The sequence below is a fragment of the Streptomyces sp. NPDC037410 genome, assembly GCF_055602235.1.
In genome coordinates this window covers 285,069-300,951 of sequence record NZ_JBVJWR010000001.1, presented here as the reverse complement: position 1 = coordinate 300,951, position 15,883 = coordinate 285,069, and the positions used below count along the sequence as shown (strand labels likewise).

The following is a 15,883-nucleotide window of genomic DNA, read 5'->3' as shown; positions in this document are numbered from 1 at the left end:
GCGCGGCCGGGTGAGGGGGCGCTTCGGCGGGCGGCGGCCGAGGCGGGGCGCGCCGGGGTGAGGCCTGCCTCCTCGGTGCCCCCCCCGGCAGGGCGAGGCGAGGCTTTCGCGCGCCCGGCGAGGACGGGCCCTCTCAGCGCGTCCCGGCGGCCGACGCGAGCGCCTCGGTGACGCCCTTCTCCTCCGGGCCCAGGAAGTGCGGGTCGGGGCGGAGCCCGGCGTCGAGGGCGGCTTTTCCGGCGGCGAAGAGTTCGCGGGTGGTGCCGTAGTACCAGGTCCGGTCGTGGGGTTCGGCGACCCCGACGCCGTACGCGTCGACACCGGCGCGGTCGCACAGGGCGACGGCCCGCTTGATGTGGAAGTCCTGGGTGACGAGGACGGCCCGGTCGACGCCGAAGACCTTCCGGGCGCGGACGCAGGAGTCCCAGGTGTCGAAGCCCGCGTAGTCGCTGACGATCCGGCCGTCCGGCACCCCGCGCGCGGTCAGGTAGGCGCGCATGGCGCTCGGCTCGTCGTACGCGGTCCGGCTGTTGTCGCCGGTGACGAGGAGGACCCGGACCTTGCCCGCGCGGTACAGCTCGGCGGCGGTGTCGAGACGGTGCGCGAGGTACGGGGTCGGGCGCCCGTTCCACAGGCCGGCGCCGAAGACGACGGCGACGTCCCGGGCGGGCACGTCGGCGACGGTACGGAGCTTCCCGGCGGCGGCGGTCTGCATCCAGGTCGCCGGGGCGAGCGCGAGGACGGCGCCCAGCATCACGGCCTGGACGGTGCGGCGGCGGGCCCGGGTGGTGCGGGGGATCAACCGGGTGAGCCGTGCCGGCATGCGGGGACCTCCGTGGTGGGGCGGCGTTCTGTCACCCCGTCCGACGCGCGTCGGCGGCGTTCGGTTCGCCGGACGCGCCGCCTGTTCCGTACAACACACCGGCGAGGCCCATCCCGAGCAGCATGCCGAGCAGCTGCGCGGCGGCGAAGGCGGGCACGGACGCGGGGGCGATGCCGGTGAAGGAGTCGGAGAAGGAGCGGCCGAGGGTGGCGGCCGGATTGGCGAAGGAGCCGGAGGAGGTGAACCAGATGGCCGCGCCGATGTATCCGGCGACGGCGACCGGGGCGAGACCGGGGCGGCCGATGTGCCGCAGACCCCGCACGACGAGGACGAGCCCGGCGGTGGCGACGGCCTCCCCGAGGAGCAGGTGGAGGGAGGAGCGCGGCTCGGTGGCCCAGACGCCGGGCGCCCGCCCGAACATCGCCTCGGCGAGCAGGGCGCCCGTGACGGCCCCGGCGAGCTGGGCGGCGATGTAGGCGAGGACCTCGTGCCCCTTGCCGTCACGCCGCTGGGACCACCACTCGGAGAGGGTGACGACGGGGTTGAAGTGGGCGCCGGAGAGCGGGCCGATGAGGGCGATCAGCAGGCCGAGGCCGAGGGCGGAGGCGGCGGCGTTGGCGAGCAGCCGGACGCCGATGTCCTGGCTCAGGGAGTCGGCGCGGATGCCGGAGCCGACGACGACGGCGACGAGGGAGGCGGTGCCGATGAACTCGGCTGCGGCGCGCCGGGGGAGCGCGAGCGGGGACATTCTCATAACGGAAAAGATATTCCGTGATTCGGAAGGAAAGAAGGGGGCGTCCATGCGCATGCGGGGCGCGGGCCCGCACCGGGCTGTGAGGGGCACCGTAAACACCCGTCACCGCTGTGAAACCGCCCCGCAACGCGCCCCCGGCAAGCTCCCCCCATGACCCACCAGCCGAAGACCACCCTCGTCGCCGTGGGCCACGGCAGCCGTGATCCGCGGGCCCGGGCCACCCTCGCGCGGCTCCTCGACCGGGTCCGTGAGCTGCGGCCGGGGCTCGACGTGCGCCTCGCGCACATCGAGATCGACACCCCCCGCGTCGACGACGTCCTCGCCGCCGTACGCGGGGACGTCGTCCTCGTCCCCCTCCTCCTCGCCCCCGGCCACCACGTCACCCACGACCTGCCGGCCGCCGCGGCGGCCGTCGGCGCCCGCGTCGCCGAACCCCTCGGCGCCCATCCGCTCCTCGTCGAGGCCCTGGCCGACCGGCTCGTCCAGGCCGGCTGGAGCGAGGGCGGAGGCGACGGCGTCGTCCTCGCCTCCGCCGGGTCCCGCGACCCCCGCTCCCGCGCCGTGATCCGGGAGATCGCCGCCCTCCTCGGCGAGCGTCTCGGCGGCGTGCCCGTCGTCCCCGCGTACGCCTCCGCCGCCGCGCCCACCGTCCCCGACGCCGTCCGCGCCCTCGAAGCCCGCGGCCGCCGCGTCGCCGTCGCGTCCTGTTTCACCGCCCCCGGCCTCTTCGCGGCCCGCGCCGCCGCCGACGCCCCCTGGATCGCCTCGGACCCGCTGGGCGCCCACCCGGCCCTCGCCCGGCTGGTCCTGCACCGCTTCGACAAGGCCCGCGTCCGGGAACTCGCCGCCGTCTGAGCTCTTCTGTCGGTCCCTCCGGTTACCGTCGAGACATGGAAGGCATCGAGGGCACCAAGGACAGCACGGACACCACCGACACCCCCGGATACGACGCGTCCGCGACCGCGCGCTGGGCCGCCGAGCCCGACAAACGTCCCGGCCGCACCGCCTTCCAGCGCGACCGCGCCCGCGTGCTGCACTCCGCCGCGCTCCGCAGGCTCGCCGGCAAGACCCAGGTCGTCACGCCCGGCACGCGCAGCCAGGCCTGGGACGCCAGCCCCCGCACCCGGCTCACGCACTCCCTGGAGTGCGCCCAGGTGGGGCGGGAGCTGGGCGCCGCCCTCGGCTGCGATCCCGATCTCGTGGAGGCCGCCTGCCTCTCCCACGACATGGGCCACCCGCCGTTCGGGCACAACGGCGAGCAGGCGCTGAACGACGTCGCGAAGGACTGCGGCGGCTTCGAGGGGAACGCCCAGTCGCTCCGGCTCCTCACCCGCATCGAGCCGAAGCGCTTCGTCAAGGACCGGGAGGGCGAGCTCGTCAGCGTCGGCCTCAACCTCACCCGCGCCGCCCTCGACGCCGCCACCAAGTACCCGTGGCCGCGTGGCGGTCACCCCGAGGACCCCGGCTCGCCCAAGTTCGGCGTGTACGAGGACGACCTGCCGGTCTTCGAGTGGATCCGGCAGGGCGCCCCGGCCCACCGCAAGTGCTTCGAGGCGCAGGTCATGGACTGGTCGGACGACGTGGCGTACTCGGTGCACGACTTCGAGGACGGGCTGCACGCCGGGCACATCGACCCGAACATGCTCTTCGCGGACCCCGAGCGCGCCGACATCGCCGCGGTCGCCATCGGCCGCTACGTACCGGAGGACACCGATCCGCAGGAGCTGGCCGAGGCCCTCGACCGGCTCGTCGACCAGGAGTGGTGGCCGCACGGCTACGACGGCTCGGCCGTCGCCCAGGCCCGCCTCAAGGACGCCACGAGCCAGCTCATCGGCCGCTTCTGCCTCGCCGCCGAGGGCGCCACACGACAGGCCTACGGCTCCGGCCGCCTGACCCGGTACGGCGCCGAGCTCGTCGTCCCCCGCGTCACCCGCAACGAGTGCGCGGTCCTCAAGGCCGTCGCCGACCGGTACGTGATGCAGCGCGCCGAGCAGGAGGCGCTCCGCGCCGACCAGCGGATCGTCGTCGCCGAGCTCGCCGAGGCGCTCGTCACCCGCGCCCCCGACGGACTCGAACCGCAGTTCCGTGCCGCGTTCGACACGGCCCGCGACGACCGGGCCCGCAAGCGCGTCATCGTCGACCAGATCGCCAACCTCACCGACGCCTCCGCCCGGGCCCTCCACGCCCGCCTGCGCGCCCCCCGGCAGACGCCCCCGCCAGGGGCCTGACGCCCTCTTCCGTCACCTCCCTCCGTACGGGACCCTCGCAGGCACGGCCCGGGCAGGTACGACGGGACGAACGCCCGGGGGCGTAGGTTGGAACCGGTCGCAAAGAGGAGGAAACGACGTGGTCGACGCAGATCAGACCTTTGTCATCGTCGGCGGGGGCCTGGCAGGGGCCAAAGCGGCGGAGACCCTGCGCGAGGAGGGGTTCAACGGCCGGGTGATCCTCATCGGCGACGAACGCGAGCACCCCTACGAGCGCCCACCCCTCTCCAAGGGCTTCCTGACCGGCAAGGAGGAGCGGGACTCCGTCTTCGTGCACGAGCCCGCCTGGTACGCCCAGCACGACATCGAACTCCACCGCGGCCAGACGGTCACCGCCGTCGACCGCGAGGCCCGCACCGTCCGCCTCGGCGACGGCACCGCCATCGCGTACGACAAGCTGCTCCTGGCCACCGGCGCAGAACCGCGCCGCCTCGACATCCCCGGCACCGATCTCGCCGGCGTCCACCACCTGCGCCGGCTCGCGCACTCCGAGCGGCTGCGCCACGAGCTCAAGAAGCTCGGCCGCGACAACGGCCACCTGGTCATCGCGGGCGCCGGCTGGATCGGCCTCGAGGTGGCCTCCGCGGCCCGCCAGTACGGCGCCGAGGTCACCATCGTGGAGGCCGACCCCACCCCGCTGCACCGCGTGCTCGGCCCCGAGCTCGGCCAGCTCTTCGCCGACCTGCACACCGACCACGGCGTCCGCTTCCACTTCGGCGCCCGGCTCACCGAGATCACCGGGCAGGACGGCATGGTCCTCGCCGTCCGCACCGACGACGGCGAGGAGCACCCCGCCCACGCCGTCCTGATCGCCATCGGCGCCGCCCCGCGCACCGCCCTCGCCGAGAACGCGGGCCTCGCCCTCGTCGACCGGGCCGACGGCGGCGGCGTCGCCGTCGACGAGTCCCTGCGCACCTCCGACCCCGACATCTTCGCCGCGGGCGACATCGCCGCCGCCCACCACCCGCTCCTGCACACCCGGCTCCGCGTCGAGCACTGGGCCAACGCCCTCAACGGCGGCCCGGCCGCCGCCCGCGCCATGCTCGGGCAGCGCGTCTCGTACGACCGGGTGCCCTACTTCTTCACCGACCAGTACGACCTGGGCATGGAGTACTCGGGCTGGGCGCCGCCCGGCGGGTACGACCAGGTCGTGGTCCGCGGCGACACCGGCAAGCGCGAGTTCATCGCCTTCTGGCTCAAGGAGGGCCGGGTCCTCGCCGGGATGAACGTGAATGTGTGGGACGTCACAGAGCCCATCCAGAACCTCATCCGCGCCCGTACGCCCGTGGCTACAGAAGCCCTCGCCGACGCCTCCGTACCTCTGGAATCACTTGTTTGACCCCGTAGAATTCATGCGTGGCAGGCAGGATCAACGATGACGACGTGAAGGCGGTACGGGACGCGGTCCCGATCGACGCCGTCGTGTCCGAGTACCTCCAGCTGCGCAACGCGGGCGGCGGAAACCTCAAGGGCCTCTGCCCCTTCCACGACGAGAAGTCGCCCTCCTTCCAGGTCAGCCCCAGCAAGGGACTCTTCCACTGCTTCGGCTGCCAGGAAGGCGGCGACACCATCGCCTTCGTGATGAAGATCGACCACCTCTCCTTCTCGGAGACGGTCGAGCGCCTCGCCGCGAAGGCGGGCATCACCCTGCGGTACGAGGAAGGCGGCTACAACCCGGGCCACCAGCGCGGGGAGCGCATCCGCCTGATCGAGGCGCACAAGGTCGCCGCCCAGTTCTACGCCGACCAACTCGGCTCGCCCGAGGCCGAGATCGGCCGGAAGTTCCTCGCCGAGCGCGGCTTCGACCAGGCCGCCGCCGAGCACTTCGGCGTCGGCTACTCCCCGGCCGGCTGGGACCACCTCACCCGCTTCCTGCGCGGCAAGGGCTTCTCCGACAAGGAACTGATCCTCTCCGGCCTCTCCCAGGACGGCCGCCGCGGCCCCATCGACCGCTTCCGCGGCCGCCTCATGTGGCCGATCAAGGACGTCGGCGGCGAGATCGTCGGCTTCGGCGCGCGCAAGCTCCGCGACGACGACAACGGGCCCAAGTACCTCAACACCCCCGAGACGCCGGTCTACAAGAAGTCCCAGGTGCTCTACGGCGTCGACCTGGCCAAGAAGGACATCGCCAAGGTCAGCCGCGCCGTCGTCGTCGAGGGCTACACCGACGTCATGGCCTGCCACCTCGCCGGCGTCACCACCGCCATCGCCACCTGCGGCACCGCCTTCGGCGGCGACCACATCAAGATCCTCCGCCGGCTCCTCATGGACAACGGCTCGGCCCGCGTCATCTTCACCTTCGACGGCGACGCCGCCGGCCAGAAGGCCGCCCTGCGGGCCTTCGAGGACGACCAGAAGTTCGCCGCCGAGACGTACATCGCGATCGCCCCCGACGGCATGGACCCCTGTGAGCTCCGCCTCGCCAAGGGCGACGAGGCCGTCGCCGAACTCGTCCAGCCCCGCACCCCGCTCTTCGAGTTCGCGCTCCGCCAGATCGTGACCAGGTACGACCTGGAGACCCCGGCCGGGCGCGCCGCCGCGCTCGACGAGGCCGCGCCGATCGTCGCGAAGATCAAGAACATCGCCTCGCAGCACGAGGTCGCCGTCCAGCTCGCCGGCATGCTCGGCATCCTCGACACCCAGTTCGTGGTCCGGCGGGTCGCCCAGATCGCCCGCTGGCAGCGGCAGGGCGGCGAGCGGGGCCCCGACCGCCGGCAGCAGCCCCAGCGGACGTACGACACCCCGGTCCCGGCCGCCGCGACCTCGGGCCCCGCGCTCAACCTGCGCAGCCCCGCCCACCGCACCGAGCGGGAGCTCCTCAAGCTCGCCCTCCAGCGGCCCGAACTGGTCTCCCCGGCCTTCGACGCGTACGGGACCGACGAGTTCACCGCCCCGCCCTACGCGGCCGTCCGGCAGTGCGTCCAGGACGCGGGCGGCGCCACCGGCGCCCCCTCCGACTACCTCGACGCCGTCCGCGAGGCAGCCCCCAACGACTCGGTCCGGGCGCTCGTCACCGAACTCGCCGTCGAGACGATCTTCGCCAAGACCGTCGACGAGGCCTACGCCGGCGACCAGCTCGTCACCGTCCGCCTCCGCGCCGTCGACCGGCGCATCCGCGACGTCCAGGGTACCCTCGCCCGGCTCGGCCCGAACGGCGACCCCGCGCAGCTCGCCGCCGTGCAGAACGAGCTGTGGGTCCTCACCCAGTACGGGCAGTCCCTGCGGAACAACGGCGCCGCCGCCCTCTGACCTACCCTCGGTCACAGGGCGGTCTCAAAAAGTCACCGCACGCCCCTCGTGGCGGCGATGTGTCGTACCCCACACTGGGTGACGGTGCCGTTCCGCCCCACCTGGAGGTCGCCCGCCGTGCAGACCGAGATCCAGACCACCCGACCGGACGAGCAGGCCGAACTCCCCGAGATACCCGTCCAGCGCCGCCGCACCGGCGACCTCGGCGGCAACGGCCCCTCCTCCGACCTCTTCCGCCAGTACCTGCGCGAGATCGGCCGCATCCCGCTGCTCAGCGCCGAGGAGGAGGTGGAGCTCGCCCGCCGCGTCGAGGCCGGGCTCTTCGCCGAGGAGAAACTCGTCAACACCCCCGACCTCGACACGCAGTTGGCATACGACCTGGACCGGATCGTCGTCCTCGGCCGGATCGCCAAGCGCAAGCTCATCGAGGCCAACCTCCGCCTCGTCGTCTCCGTCGCCAAACGGTACGTGGGACGCGGCCTCACCATGCTCGACCTCGTCCAGGAGGGAAACCTCGGCCTCATCAGGGCCGTCGAGAAGTTCGACTACGCGCGCGGCTACAAGTTCTCCACGTACGCCACCTGGTGGATCCGCCAGGCCATGTCCCGGGCCCTCGCCGACCAGGCCCGGACCATCCGCGTCCCCGTGCACGTCGTCGAACTCATCAACCGGGTCATCCGCGTCCAGCGCCGCATGCTCCAGGAGCGCGGCTACGAGCCCACCGCCGACGAGGTCGCCGCCCAGCTGGACCTGGCCCCCGAGCGGGTCGGCGAGGTCCTCCGCCTCGCCCAGGAACCGGTCTCCCTGCACGCCCCCGTCGGCGAGGAGGAGGACGTCGCCCTCGGCGACCTCATCGAGGACGGCGACGCCGCCTCGCCCGTCGAGTCCGCCGCCTTCCTGCTGCTCCGCCGCCACCTGGAGGACGTCCTCTCCACCCTCGGCGAACGGGAACGGAAGGTCGTCCAGCTCCGCTACGGCCTGGACGACGGCAGGCCCCGCACCCTGGAGGAGATCGGCCGCATCTTCGGCGTGACGCGCGAACGCATCCGCCAGATCGAGTCCAAGACCCTCGGCAAGCTGCGGGACCACGCCTACGCGGACCAGCTCAGGGGCTACCTGGACTGACCCCTGAACCGACCAGGGGGTGCCCCGCCGGTCAGGCAGGACACCCCCCGGGGTCGGGACGCGTCAGTCGACCTCGGCGACCGCCTGCGCGAACTGCGCCGCGTACAGCCGGGCATAGGCCCCGCCGGACGCCAGCAGCTCCTCGTGCGTGCCCTGTTCGACGATCGAGCCGTTCTCCATCACCAGGATCACGTCCGCGTCCCGGATCGTGGAGAGCCGGTGCGCGATCACGAACGACGTGCGCCCGTGGGCGAGTCGGGCCATCGCCTTCTGGATGAGGACCTCGGTACGGGTGTCGACCGAGCTGGTCGCCTCGTCCAGGACGAGGATCACCGGGTCGGACAGGAACGCCCGCGCGATGGTGATCAGCTGCTTCTCACCCGCGCTGACGCCCGCCCCGTCGTCCTCGATGACCGTGTCGTAGCCCTCGGGCAGGGTCCGGATGAACCGGTCGGCGTGCGCGGCGCGCGCCGCCTCCTCGACCTCGGCGCGGGTCACCTCGCGCGTGGCGCCGTACGCGATGTTGTCCGCGATGGTGCCGCCGAAGAGCCAGGTGTCCTGGAGGACCATGCCGATGCCCTTGCGCAGCTCCTCGCGGGACATCTTCGCGACGTCCACCCCGTCCAGGGTGATCCGGCCGCCCGTCACCTCGTAGAACCGCATCAGCAGGTTCACCAGGGTCGTCTTGCCGGCGCCGGTCGGGCCGACGATCGCGACCGTCTGCCCGGGATCCACCGTGAGCGACAGGTCCTCGATGAGCGGCTTGGCCTCCTCGTAACGGAAGGACACCTGGTCCAGCGCGACCTTGCCCTTGAGATCGATGGGCTTCTCACTCGTCGGCGCGTCCGGCTCCTGCTCCTCCGCGTCGAGCAGCTCGAAGATCCGCTCCGCCGAGGCGACACCGGACTGCACCAGGTTCGCCATCGACGCCACCTGCGTCAGCGGCATCGAGAACTGGCGGGAGTACTGGATGAAGGCCTGCACGTCACCGATGGAGAGCGTGCCGGTCGCCACCCGCAGACCGCCGACGACGGCCACCAGGACGTAGTTGATGTTCGAGACGAAGAACATCACCGGCTGCATCACACCGCTGTTGAACTGGGCCTTGAACCCCGCCTCGTACAGCGCCTCGTTCTGCTCGCGGAAGTCCTGCGCGGACTCCTCCTGCCGGCCGAAGACCTTCACCAGGCTGTGCCCGGTGTACATCTCCTCCACGTGCGCGTTGAGCGCGCCCGTCGACTTCCACTGCTGCACGAAGTGCGGCTGCGAGCGCTTGCCGATCTTCGCCGCGACGAACACCGAGACCGGCACCGTCACAAGCGCCACGAGCGCGAGCAGCGGCGAGATCCAGAACATCATCCCGAGCACGCCGACGATCGTGAGCAGCGAGTTGATCAGCTGGCCCATCGACTGCTGGAGCGTCTGCGAGATGTTGTCGATGTCGTTGGTCGCCCGCGACAGCACCTCGCCGCGCTTCGCCTTGTCGAAGTACGAGAGGGGGAGCCGCGCCAGCTTCGTCTGGACGTCCTCCCGCATCCGGTAGACCGTCCGGTTGATCACCTTGATCGACATGCGGGTGGAGACCAGCATCAGCAGGCCCGCCGCCACGTAGATCGCGAGGACCCACAGCAGGACCTCGCCGACCGCGCCGAAGTCGATCCCCTGGCCCGGGGTGAAGTCGACCCCGGACAGCATGTCGGCCATGCCGCCCTCGCCGGAGGCGCGGAGCTTCTCCAGGGCCTGCGCCTTCGTGGCGCCCTCGGGCATGTTCCGCCCGACGACCCCCGCGAAGATCAGGTCCGTCGCCTTGCCGAGGATCTTCGGCCCGACCACGGAGGCCGCCACCGACAGCACGCCGGCGATCAGCATCAGCCAGAGCGTGCCGCGCTCGGGCGCCAGCTGCTTCAGCAGCCGCTTGCCCGAGCCCTTGAAGTCCATCGACCGCTGGTCGGGGCCGCCACCGGCCATCATGCGTCCGCCAGGACCGGCCATCAGGCTGCCTCCGCCTCGGTCAGCTGGGAGAGCACGATCTCCCGGTACGTCTCGTTGTCCGCCATCAGCTCCCGGTGCCGTCCGGTGCCCACGACCCGGCCCTCGTCGAGGACGACGATCCGGTCGGCGTCGCGGATGGTCGACACGCGCTGGGCGACGATCACCACGGTCGAGTCGGCCGTCTCCCGGGCCAGCGCGGCCCGGAGCAGGGCGTCCGTCTCGTAGTCGAGCGCGGAGAAGGAGTCGTCGAAGAGGTATATCTCCGGCCGCTGCACGAGCGTCCGCGCGATCGCGAGCCGCTGCCGCTGCCCGCCGGAGACGTTGGTGCCGCCCTGCGCGATCGGGGCGTTCAGACCGTTCTCCAGCTTCCGTACGAAGTCGGCGGCCTGGGCGACCTCCAGGGCGTGCCAGAGCTCCTCGTCGGTCGCGTCCGGCTTCCCGTACCGCAGGTTCGTCGCCACCGTCCCCGAGAACAGGTACGGCTTCTGCGGGACGAGCCCGACGGTCTTCGCCATCAGGACGGGGTCGAGCTTCCGCACGTCGACGCCGTCGACGAGGACCTCGCCGCCGGTGGCGTCGAAGAGCCGGGGCACGAGCCCGAGCAGCGTCGACTTGCCGCTGCCCGTCGAACCGATGATCGCGGTGGTCTCACCGGGGCGGGCGACGAGCTCCACGTCCCTGAGGACCGACTCCTCCGCGCCCGGGTACCGGAAGTCCGCGCTTCGGACCTCCAGGTGCCCGCGCCGGTCGAGGGTCGTCACCGGCTCCGCCGGCGGCACGACGCTGGTCTCGGTGCCGAGGACCTCCTCGATGCGCTCCGCGCAGACCTCGGCGCGCGGCACCATCATGAACATGAAGGTGGCCATCATCACGGCCATCACGATCTGCATCAGATAGGCGAGGAAGGCGGTCAGCGCGCCGATCTCCATCCCGCCGCTCTCGATGCGGTGCGCGCCGAACCAGACCACGGCCACGCTGGAGACGTTCACGACGGTCATCACCGTCGGGAACATCAGCGCCATCAGCCGCCCGGTGGCCATCGAGACGTCGGTCAGCTCGCCGTTGGCCCCCCGGAAGCGCTCCTCCTCGTACCCGTCCTTCACGAAGGCGCGGATGACCCGGTTGCCGGTGATCTGCTCGCGCAGCACCCGGTTCACGGTGTCGAGGCGCGTCTGCATGGTCCGGAAGAGCGGCCGCATCTTCCGCACGATCAGCGAGACGGAGACGCCGAGGACCGGCACCACCGCGAGCAGCACGGCCGACAGGGGGACGTCCTGGCCGAGCGCCATCACGATGCCGCCTACGCACATGATCGGCGCGGACACCATCAGCGTGAACGCCATCAGGACCAGCATCTGGACCTGCTGGACGTCGTTGGTCGTACGGGTGATCAGCGAGGGCGCGCCGAAGTGGCCGAGCTCCCGGGCGGAGAAGGACTGCACCCGGTCGAAGACCGCGCCGCGCACGTCGCGGCCGAGCGCCGAGGCGGTGCGGGCGCCGTAGTACACGGCCCCGATGTTGCAGACGACCTGGACGACGGAGATGCCGACCATCAGGGCGCCGAAGCGCAGGATGTAGCCGGTGTCCCCGTTGACGACACCGTTGTCGATGATGTCGGCGTTCAGGGTCGGCAGGTAGAGGCTCGCGCTGGTCTGCAGGAACTGCAGCAGGACGAGCAGCGCGATGGGTTTTCGATAGGGCCGCAGGTGGGTTCGGAGAAGTCTTATGAGCACGGCTCCTACTATCGCCCGCGCCCCTGTGACGTTACGAACGGTTTCGGGGCGCGGCCGGAGCCCTGGACAAGACTTTACGAACGTACGTGCGAGCTCAGTGGCCGAACGCGCCCGGGTGGACCTGCTCCCGCGTCGCCACGTACTGCCGGCGCACCGCCTGCCCCGCCGACAGGTCGTTGCCGGGCTCCAGGATCTGCGCGACCGCGCCCTGCCAGGCCGGGGGAGCGGCCGGGGACAGCGTGCCCCGCGCGACCCCGAGCGCCCAGGCGGCCTGCCGGGCCGCGCCGAGCGCCGCGTAGTCGGCCGGCTGGGGGACGACGACCTGCGCGCCGAACAGCGCCGGAGCCAGCGCCTGTACGGCCGGCAGGGCGGCCGCCGCGCCGAGCAGGAACACCCGCCGCACCTCGACGCCCCGCCCGCGCAGCACGTCCATGGCGTCGGCGAGCGCGCAGAGCATCCCCTCGAACGCCGCCCGCGCCAGGTGCTCGGGCCTCATCGACTCGCGCCGCAGCCCGCTGAGCGTGCCCGCGGTGTGCGGCAGGTTCGGCGTCCGCTCGCCCTCCAGATAGGGCAGCAGGACGAGCCCGGAGGCCCCGGGCGTCGACTTCAGCGCGAGCGCGGAGAGTTCGTCCAGCGACTCCAGGCCCAGCATCTCCGCGGTCCCGCGCAGCGCCCGTACGGCATTGGAGGTGGAGACGACCGGCAGGTGCATGCCGGTGGCGTCGGCGAAGGAGGTGATCATGCCGTGCGGGTCGGCGAGGGCCTCGTGGTGCACGGCCATCACGGAGCCGGAGGCGCCGAGCGAGACCACCGCGTCGCCGGGGCCGAGGCCCAGGCCGAGCGCGGCGGCCATCGTCTCGCCGGTGCCGGCGGAGACGAGGAGGCCCTCGGGGGTGATGCCGGCGGCGTCGGAGGGCCCGAGGACCTCGGGCAGCATGGCCTGGTGGCCGAGCGCCAGATCCACCAGATCGGGCCGGTAGACCCCGGTCCGCGCGGACCAGTAGCCGGTGCCGGAGGCGGCGCCGCGGTCGGTGGTGCGGCGGACGGGCCGGCCGAGGAGCTGCCAGACGAGCCAGTCGTGCGGCTGGAGGATCATGGCGACCCGCTGGGCGTTCTCGGGTTCGCTCCGGGCCAGCCAGCGCAGCTTGGCGACGGGCTGCCCGGCGCCGGGCACGCTGCCGACGGCCTCGGCCCAGGCCTGCCGTCCGCCCAGCGACTCGACGAGGTCGGCGGCGGCGACCTGCGCCCGCTTGTCGTTGCGGACGAGCGCGGGCCGCACCAGGCCGCCCTGCGCGTCGAGCGGCACGAGCCCGTGCTGCTGCGCGGAGACGCCGATGGCCTCCACGCCCTCCAGGAGCCCGCCGGTGGCGGCCTCCCCGAGCGAGAGCAGCCAGTTCTGCGGATCGACGTCGACGGCCTTCGGTTCGCCGGGATGAGCGGCGTACCCCTGCCGCAGTACGGCACCCGTGTCCGTGTCACAGACGACGATGCGTGTGAACTCCGCAGAGCTGTCCAGTCCGGCGACTATCCCCATGACACATGATTCTGCCGCACGCGGGGGCACGGGCGCTGCCGGTGCGGCATGTGCGGGGCTCAGGTGTTGCTGGTGCCCCACTCCTCCTCGTCGACCTTGCCGTTGACCCGGCCGCGCCCGCGCAGCGCGTGGACCCGGTCGGTCACCGAGGACGGCAGCCGGTCGCCCACCTTGTCGCCCACCAGGTGCGCCGCCCTGCCCGCGGCCTGGCGTCCGGTCTGGGCGGCGGACTCGGCCGCGTTCCGTACGGCGGGGTTCTGGGCGAAGTCCTTCACCGACTTCTTCATCTGCTCGTAGCGCTCGCGTCCGGCCCGCGTGCCGACCACGTAACCGACGGCGAGTCCCACGACGAACGTCAGCTTGTACCGCACGGCGGCGATCCTTCCTGGAGGCCCTGGGGATACCGATTGGCGGAGCACCCCCCTGCTTGCGCTAATGTATGTCTCGCAGCGAGCGAGCGCCGCCCGGCAAGGGCCAGGTGGAGCCGATCGATGCAACGCAGCAATCCCCTGTAGCTCAATTGGCAGAGCAGCCGGCTGTTAACCGGCAGGTTACTGGTTCGAGTCCAGTCGGGGGAGCGCGATCCCCTGTAGCTCAATTGGCAGAGCATTCGGCTGTTAACCGGAGGGTTACTGGTTCGAGTCCAGTCGGGGGAGCGAGACGGAAAAGGACCCTTTGGGGTCCTTTTTCGCGTGTACGGGAACCATACGGAGCGCGGTGCGGTCTTCATGGTCGAGCAGAGCCGATCATCCGGAGCAGGAGATCGTATGAGCGGCTATGCTGCGGCAGACGGCGCGCACACATGTACGCGCCTCACCGTTCGGGGCGGTAGCTCAGCCGGTTAGAGCAGCGGACTCATAATCCGTCGGCCGTGGGTTCGAGTCCCACCCGCCCCACCACACGCCCGTGGTCGCAGGAAGGTTTCGTCTGCGACTGCGGGCTCTTTTGCGACTGCGGGCTCTTTCGTCCCACGGTGCACCCCCTTCGCGCGGGAACGCGGAGCGACACGCCGACATCACCCCGATGCCTCATGGGCGCGGGGCGGTTCAGCCTTTGCCCGGCTTGGCCAGCGTCGCCAGGACCGTGCCGTCGGCCCCCAGAACGGTGAGGGTGCTGCCGCTCGTCCTGGCATCTGGGTCGTACGCGTGGAAGGCGACCCAGCCGGGGCTGCCGGGCAGCGTGACGACACCGGCGCTCACCCTCCGGCCCCCCACCGAGAGGGTCACCCCGGCGGGCCTCCCGGGGCCGCGGTAGATGCCGGCCCACACGGTGCCGGTGCCGTCACCGGAGGACGTGGCCGCGATCCTTCCGCCGGGCACCGCGGCCGCCTTCAGCAGCTGCTCCCCGGCGGAGCCCGGCACCCCCAGGTACAAGCCCTGGGCGGTCAGCCGCATCGTGTGGCCCCCGTCGAGCGTCACCTTCTCGCCCGGAGCCACCACCCGCACCGGCGCCGGTGCCGCCGTCGACGCCCCGGGCACGGGGCGCGGGGAGGGGGAGCCGAAGGTCGCGGAGAACGCCGCACCGGCCACCGGGACGAGCACCGCGGCCGCCACGACGGCTGACCGCAGCGCCCTGCGGCGCCGGCGGATCGTCCTTCCCCGCAGCATCACGGCCGTCGTGGGGGCCGTACCCACCGGCACGGCCGCGGCGGCCTCGTGGAGCGCCGCGGCCAGGGTCTCGTCCTGGTTCATCGGGGCATTCCTTTCAGCGCGACCGAGTCGCTCGGGTGGGTGGTGCGGGGTTCCCGGGGGCGCCCGGCCAGGGCGGCAAGCACGCCGTCGTCGCGGAGTCCGGCCAGGCCGCGGGTGATCTGGCTGCGTACGGTGCTCTCCCGGGTGCCCAGGGCCGCGGCGATCTGGGCGGGAGCCATGTCCTCGAAGTAGCGGAGCACCACCGCGGACCGCTGCCGCAGGGGCAGCCTGGCGAGCGCGTCCATGAGCGCGCCGCGGTGCTCCACCTGTGCGGTCCGGTCGGCCACCGCGGTCTCCGGGAGCCGTGAGGTGAACCACTCGCGGACGGTCCGCCGGCGGAAGCCGTCCGCGTGGACGTTGATCATGATCTTGCGGACGTACGCGGCCATGTCGTCACTGTGCCGCACCTTGTCCCACTTGGCGTAGGCGCGGGCCAGGGCGTTCTGGGCCAGGTCCTCGGCATCGTGGTGACTGCCGGTCAGCAGATACGCGGTGCGTATCAGGCTGGGCCACCGGACGGTCATGAAGGCGTGGAATTCGTCGTCGGCGTTGCTCAACCAGACCTCGGGGAAGAGACGGTGAAGGGGCACGTGCCGCGGCCGCCGCCGCCCCGTCCTGGGGGGGGGGCGAGGTGTGACCCGCTCCCGAAAGTGAGCCAGGGCTTCGTGGAAGCCCTCCCCCTTCCCTCGAAAAAAGAACAAGGCGCCCCGCTCCG

13 protein-coding genes and 3 tRNA genes are annotated in these 15,883 nt (G+C 72.2%); 8 read left to right on the top strand and 8 right to left on the bottom strand.

Features of this window, described 5'->3' with window-relative positions; translation table 11 throughout:
- Positions 1–133: 133 nt before the first annotated feature.
- Together ACZ7HT_RS01415 and ACZ7HT_RS01410 are read right to left on the bottom strand one after the other, a co-directional pair.
- Entirely contained in the window at positions 134–823 is a 690-nt protein-coding gene (locus ACZ7HT_RS01415; protein ID WP_471158533.1) for a SanA/YdcF family protein, read from the bottom strand.
- 31 nt (positions 824–854) lie between these two features.
- Positions 855–1,577 carry an aquaporin gene (locus ACZ7HT_RS01410; protein WP_471158531.1) on the bottom strand — a complete coding sequence of 241 codons (723 nt, stop codon included), beginning with the start codon at positions 1,575–1,577 and terminating at the stop codon, positions 855–857.
- 150 nt (positions 1,578–1,727) lie between these two features.
- Here ACZ7HT_RS01410 and ACZ7HT_RS01405 point away from each other — a divergent pair, with 150 nt between their 5' ends.
- From ACZ7HT_RS01405 to ACZ7HT_RS01385, 5 genes are all read left to right on the top strand, one after another.
- Positions 1,728–2,432 carry a sirohydrochlorin chelatase gene (locus ACZ7HT_RS01405; protein WP_471158529.1) on the top strand — a complete coding sequence of 235 codons (705 nt, stop codon included), beginning with the start codon at positions 1,728–1,730 and terminating at the stop codon, positions 2,430–2,432.
- Between the two features lie 35 nt (positions 2,433–2,467).
- Positions 2,468–3,805: a deoxyguanosinetriphosphate triphosphohydrolase gene (locus ACZ7HT_RS01400; RefSeq protein WP_471158527.1), complete on the top strand. Its 1,338-nt coding sequence runs from the start codon at positions 2,468–2,470 to the stop codon at positions 3,803–3,805.
- Between the two features lie 118 nt (positions 3,806–3,923).
- The gene (locus tag ACZ7HT_RS01395; RefSeq protein WP_471158525.1) at positions 3,924–5,183 is read left to right on the top strand and encodes an NAD(P)/FAD-dependent oxidoreductase; all 1,260 of its coding nucleotides are present in this window, start codon (positions 3,924–3,926) and stop codon (positions 5,181–5,183) included.
- Positions 5,184–5,200: 17 nt separating this feature from the next.
- Positions 5,201–7,093 (top strand): DNA primase, encoded by a 1,893-nt coding sequence (dnaG, locus tag ACZ7HT_RS01390; RefSeq protein ID WP_471158523.1) that lies wholly within the window; start codon positions 5,201–5,203, stop codon positions 7,091–7,093.
- 57 nt (positions 7,094–7,150) lie between these two features.
- Complete coding sequence (locus ACZ7HT_RS01385) at positions 7,151–8,218, top strand: RNA polymerase sigma factor (protein WP_471158521.1); 1,068 nt, start codon at positions 7,151–7,153, stop codon at positions 8,216–8,218.
- Between the two features lie 63 nt (positions 8,219–8,281).
- On the opposite strand, the gene ACZ7HT_RS01380 is transcribed toward ACZ7HT_RS01385, so the two are convergent.
- The 4 genes from ACZ7HT_RS01380 to ACZ7HT_RS01365 form a co-directional block, all read right to left on the bottom strand.
- Positions 8,282–10,210: an ABC transporter ATP-binding protein gene (locus ACZ7HT_RS01380; RefSeq protein ID WP_471158519.1), complete on the bottom strand. Its 1,929-nt coding sequence runs from the start codon at positions 10,208–10,210 to the stop codon at positions 8,282–8,284.
- The gene (locus ACZ7HT_RS01375; protein ID WP_471158517.1) at positions 10,210–11,943 is read right to left on the bottom strand and encodes an ABC transporter ATP-binding protein; all 1,734 of its coding nucleotides are present in this window, start codon (positions 11,941–11,943) and stop codon (positions 10,210–10,212) included. The genes ACZ7HT_RS01380 and ACZ7HT_RS01375 overlap by 1 nt, the downstream gene beginning before the upstream one ends.
- A 94-nt stretch (positions 11,944–12,037) precedes the next feature.
- Positions 12,038–13,477 carry an FGGY family carbohydrate kinase gene (locus tag ACZ7HT_RS01370; RefSeq protein ID WP_471158515.1) on the bottom strand — a complete coding sequence of 480 codons (1,440 nt, stop codon included), beginning with the start codon at positions 13,475–13,477 and terminating at the stop codon, positions 12,038–12,040.
- A 59-nt stretch (positions 13,478–13,536) separates the two neighbouring features.
- Positions 13,537–13,848 carry a YtxH domain-containing protein gene (locus ACZ7HT_RS01365; protein WP_471158513.1) on the bottom strand — a complete coding sequence of 104 codons (312 nt, stop codon included), beginning with the start codon at positions 13,846–13,848 and terminating at the stop codon, positions 13,537–13,539.
- Positions 13,849–13,982: 134 nt separating this feature from the next.
- On the opposite strand from ACZ7HT_RS01365, the gene ACZ7HT_RS01360 reads away from it, so the two are divergent.
- The 3 genes from ACZ7HT_RS01360 to ACZ7HT_RS01350 all read left to right on the top strand — a co-directional run bounded on the left by ACZ7HT_RS01360 (position 13,983) and on the right by ACZ7HT_RS01350 (position 14,376).
- A tRNA-Asn gene (locus tag ACZ7HT_RS01360) sits at positions 13,983–14,055 on the top strand.
- 5 nt (positions 14,056–14,060) lie between these two features.
- Positions 14,061–14,133, top strand: a tRNA-Asn gene (locus ACZ7HT_RS01355).
- Between the two features lie 166 nt (positions 14,134–14,299).
- Positions 14,300–14,376, top strand: a tRNA-Ile gene (locus ACZ7HT_RS01350).
- A 147-nt stretch (positions 14,377–14,523) separates the two neighbouring features.
- Here ACZ7HT_RS01350 and ACZ7HT_RS01345 read toward each other — a convergent pair.
- Together ACZ7HT_RS01345 and ACZ7HT_RS01340 are read right to left on the bottom strand one after the other, a co-directional pair.
- Entirely contained in the window at positions 14,524–15,168 is a 645-nt protein-coding gene (locus ACZ7HT_RS01345; RefSeq protein WP_471158511.1) for a hypothetical protein, read from the bottom strand.
- A complete protein-coding gene (locus ACZ7HT_RS01340; RefSeq protein WP_471158510.1) occupies positions 15,165–15,758 on the bottom strand; it encodes a SigE family RNA polymerase sigma factor in 594 nt (197 codons plus the stop codon). Before ACZ7HT_RS01340 ends, ACZ7HT_RS01345 begins: the two co-directional genes overlap by 4 nt.
- Between the last annotated feature and the right edge of the window lie 125 nt (positions 15,759–15,883).

Excerpts from the sequence above, each read along its gene's own strand:
- ACZ7HT_RS01415 (WP_471158533.1), bottom strand. The coding sequence starts at position 823 with ATGCCGGCACGGCTCACCCGGTTGATCCCCCGCACCACCCGGGCCCGC.
- ACZ7HT_RS01410 (WP_471158531.1), bottom strand. The coding sequence starts at position 1,577 with ATGAGAATGTCCCCGCTCGCGCTCCCCCGGCGCGCCGCAGCCGAGTTC.
- ACZ7HT_RS01405 (WP_471158529.1), top strand. The coding sequence starts at position 1,728 with ATGACCCACCAGCCGAAGACCACCCTCGTCGCCGTGGGCCACGGCAGC.
- ACZ7HT_RS01400 (WP_471158527.1), top strand. The coding sequence starts at position 2,468 with ATGGAAGGCATCGAGGGCACCAAGGACAGCACGGACACCACCGACACC.
- ACZ7HT_RS01385 (WP_471158521.1), top strand. The coding sequence starts at position 7,151 with ATGTGTCGTACCCCACACTGGGTGACGGTGCCGTTCCGCCCCACCTGG.
- ACZ7HT_RS01380 (WP_471158519.1), bottom strand. The coding sequence starts at position 10,210 with ATGGCCGGTCCTGGCGGACGCATGATGGCCGGTGGCGGCCCCGACCAG.
- ACZ7HT_RS01370 (WP_471158515.1), bottom strand. The coding sequence starts at position 13,477 with ATGGGGATAGTCGCCGGACTGGACAGCTCTGCGGAGTTCACACGCATC.
- ACZ7HT_RS01345 (WP_471158511.1), bottom strand. The coding sequence starts at position 15,168 with ATGAACCAGGACGAGACCCTGGCCGCGGCGCTCCACGAGGCCGCCGCG.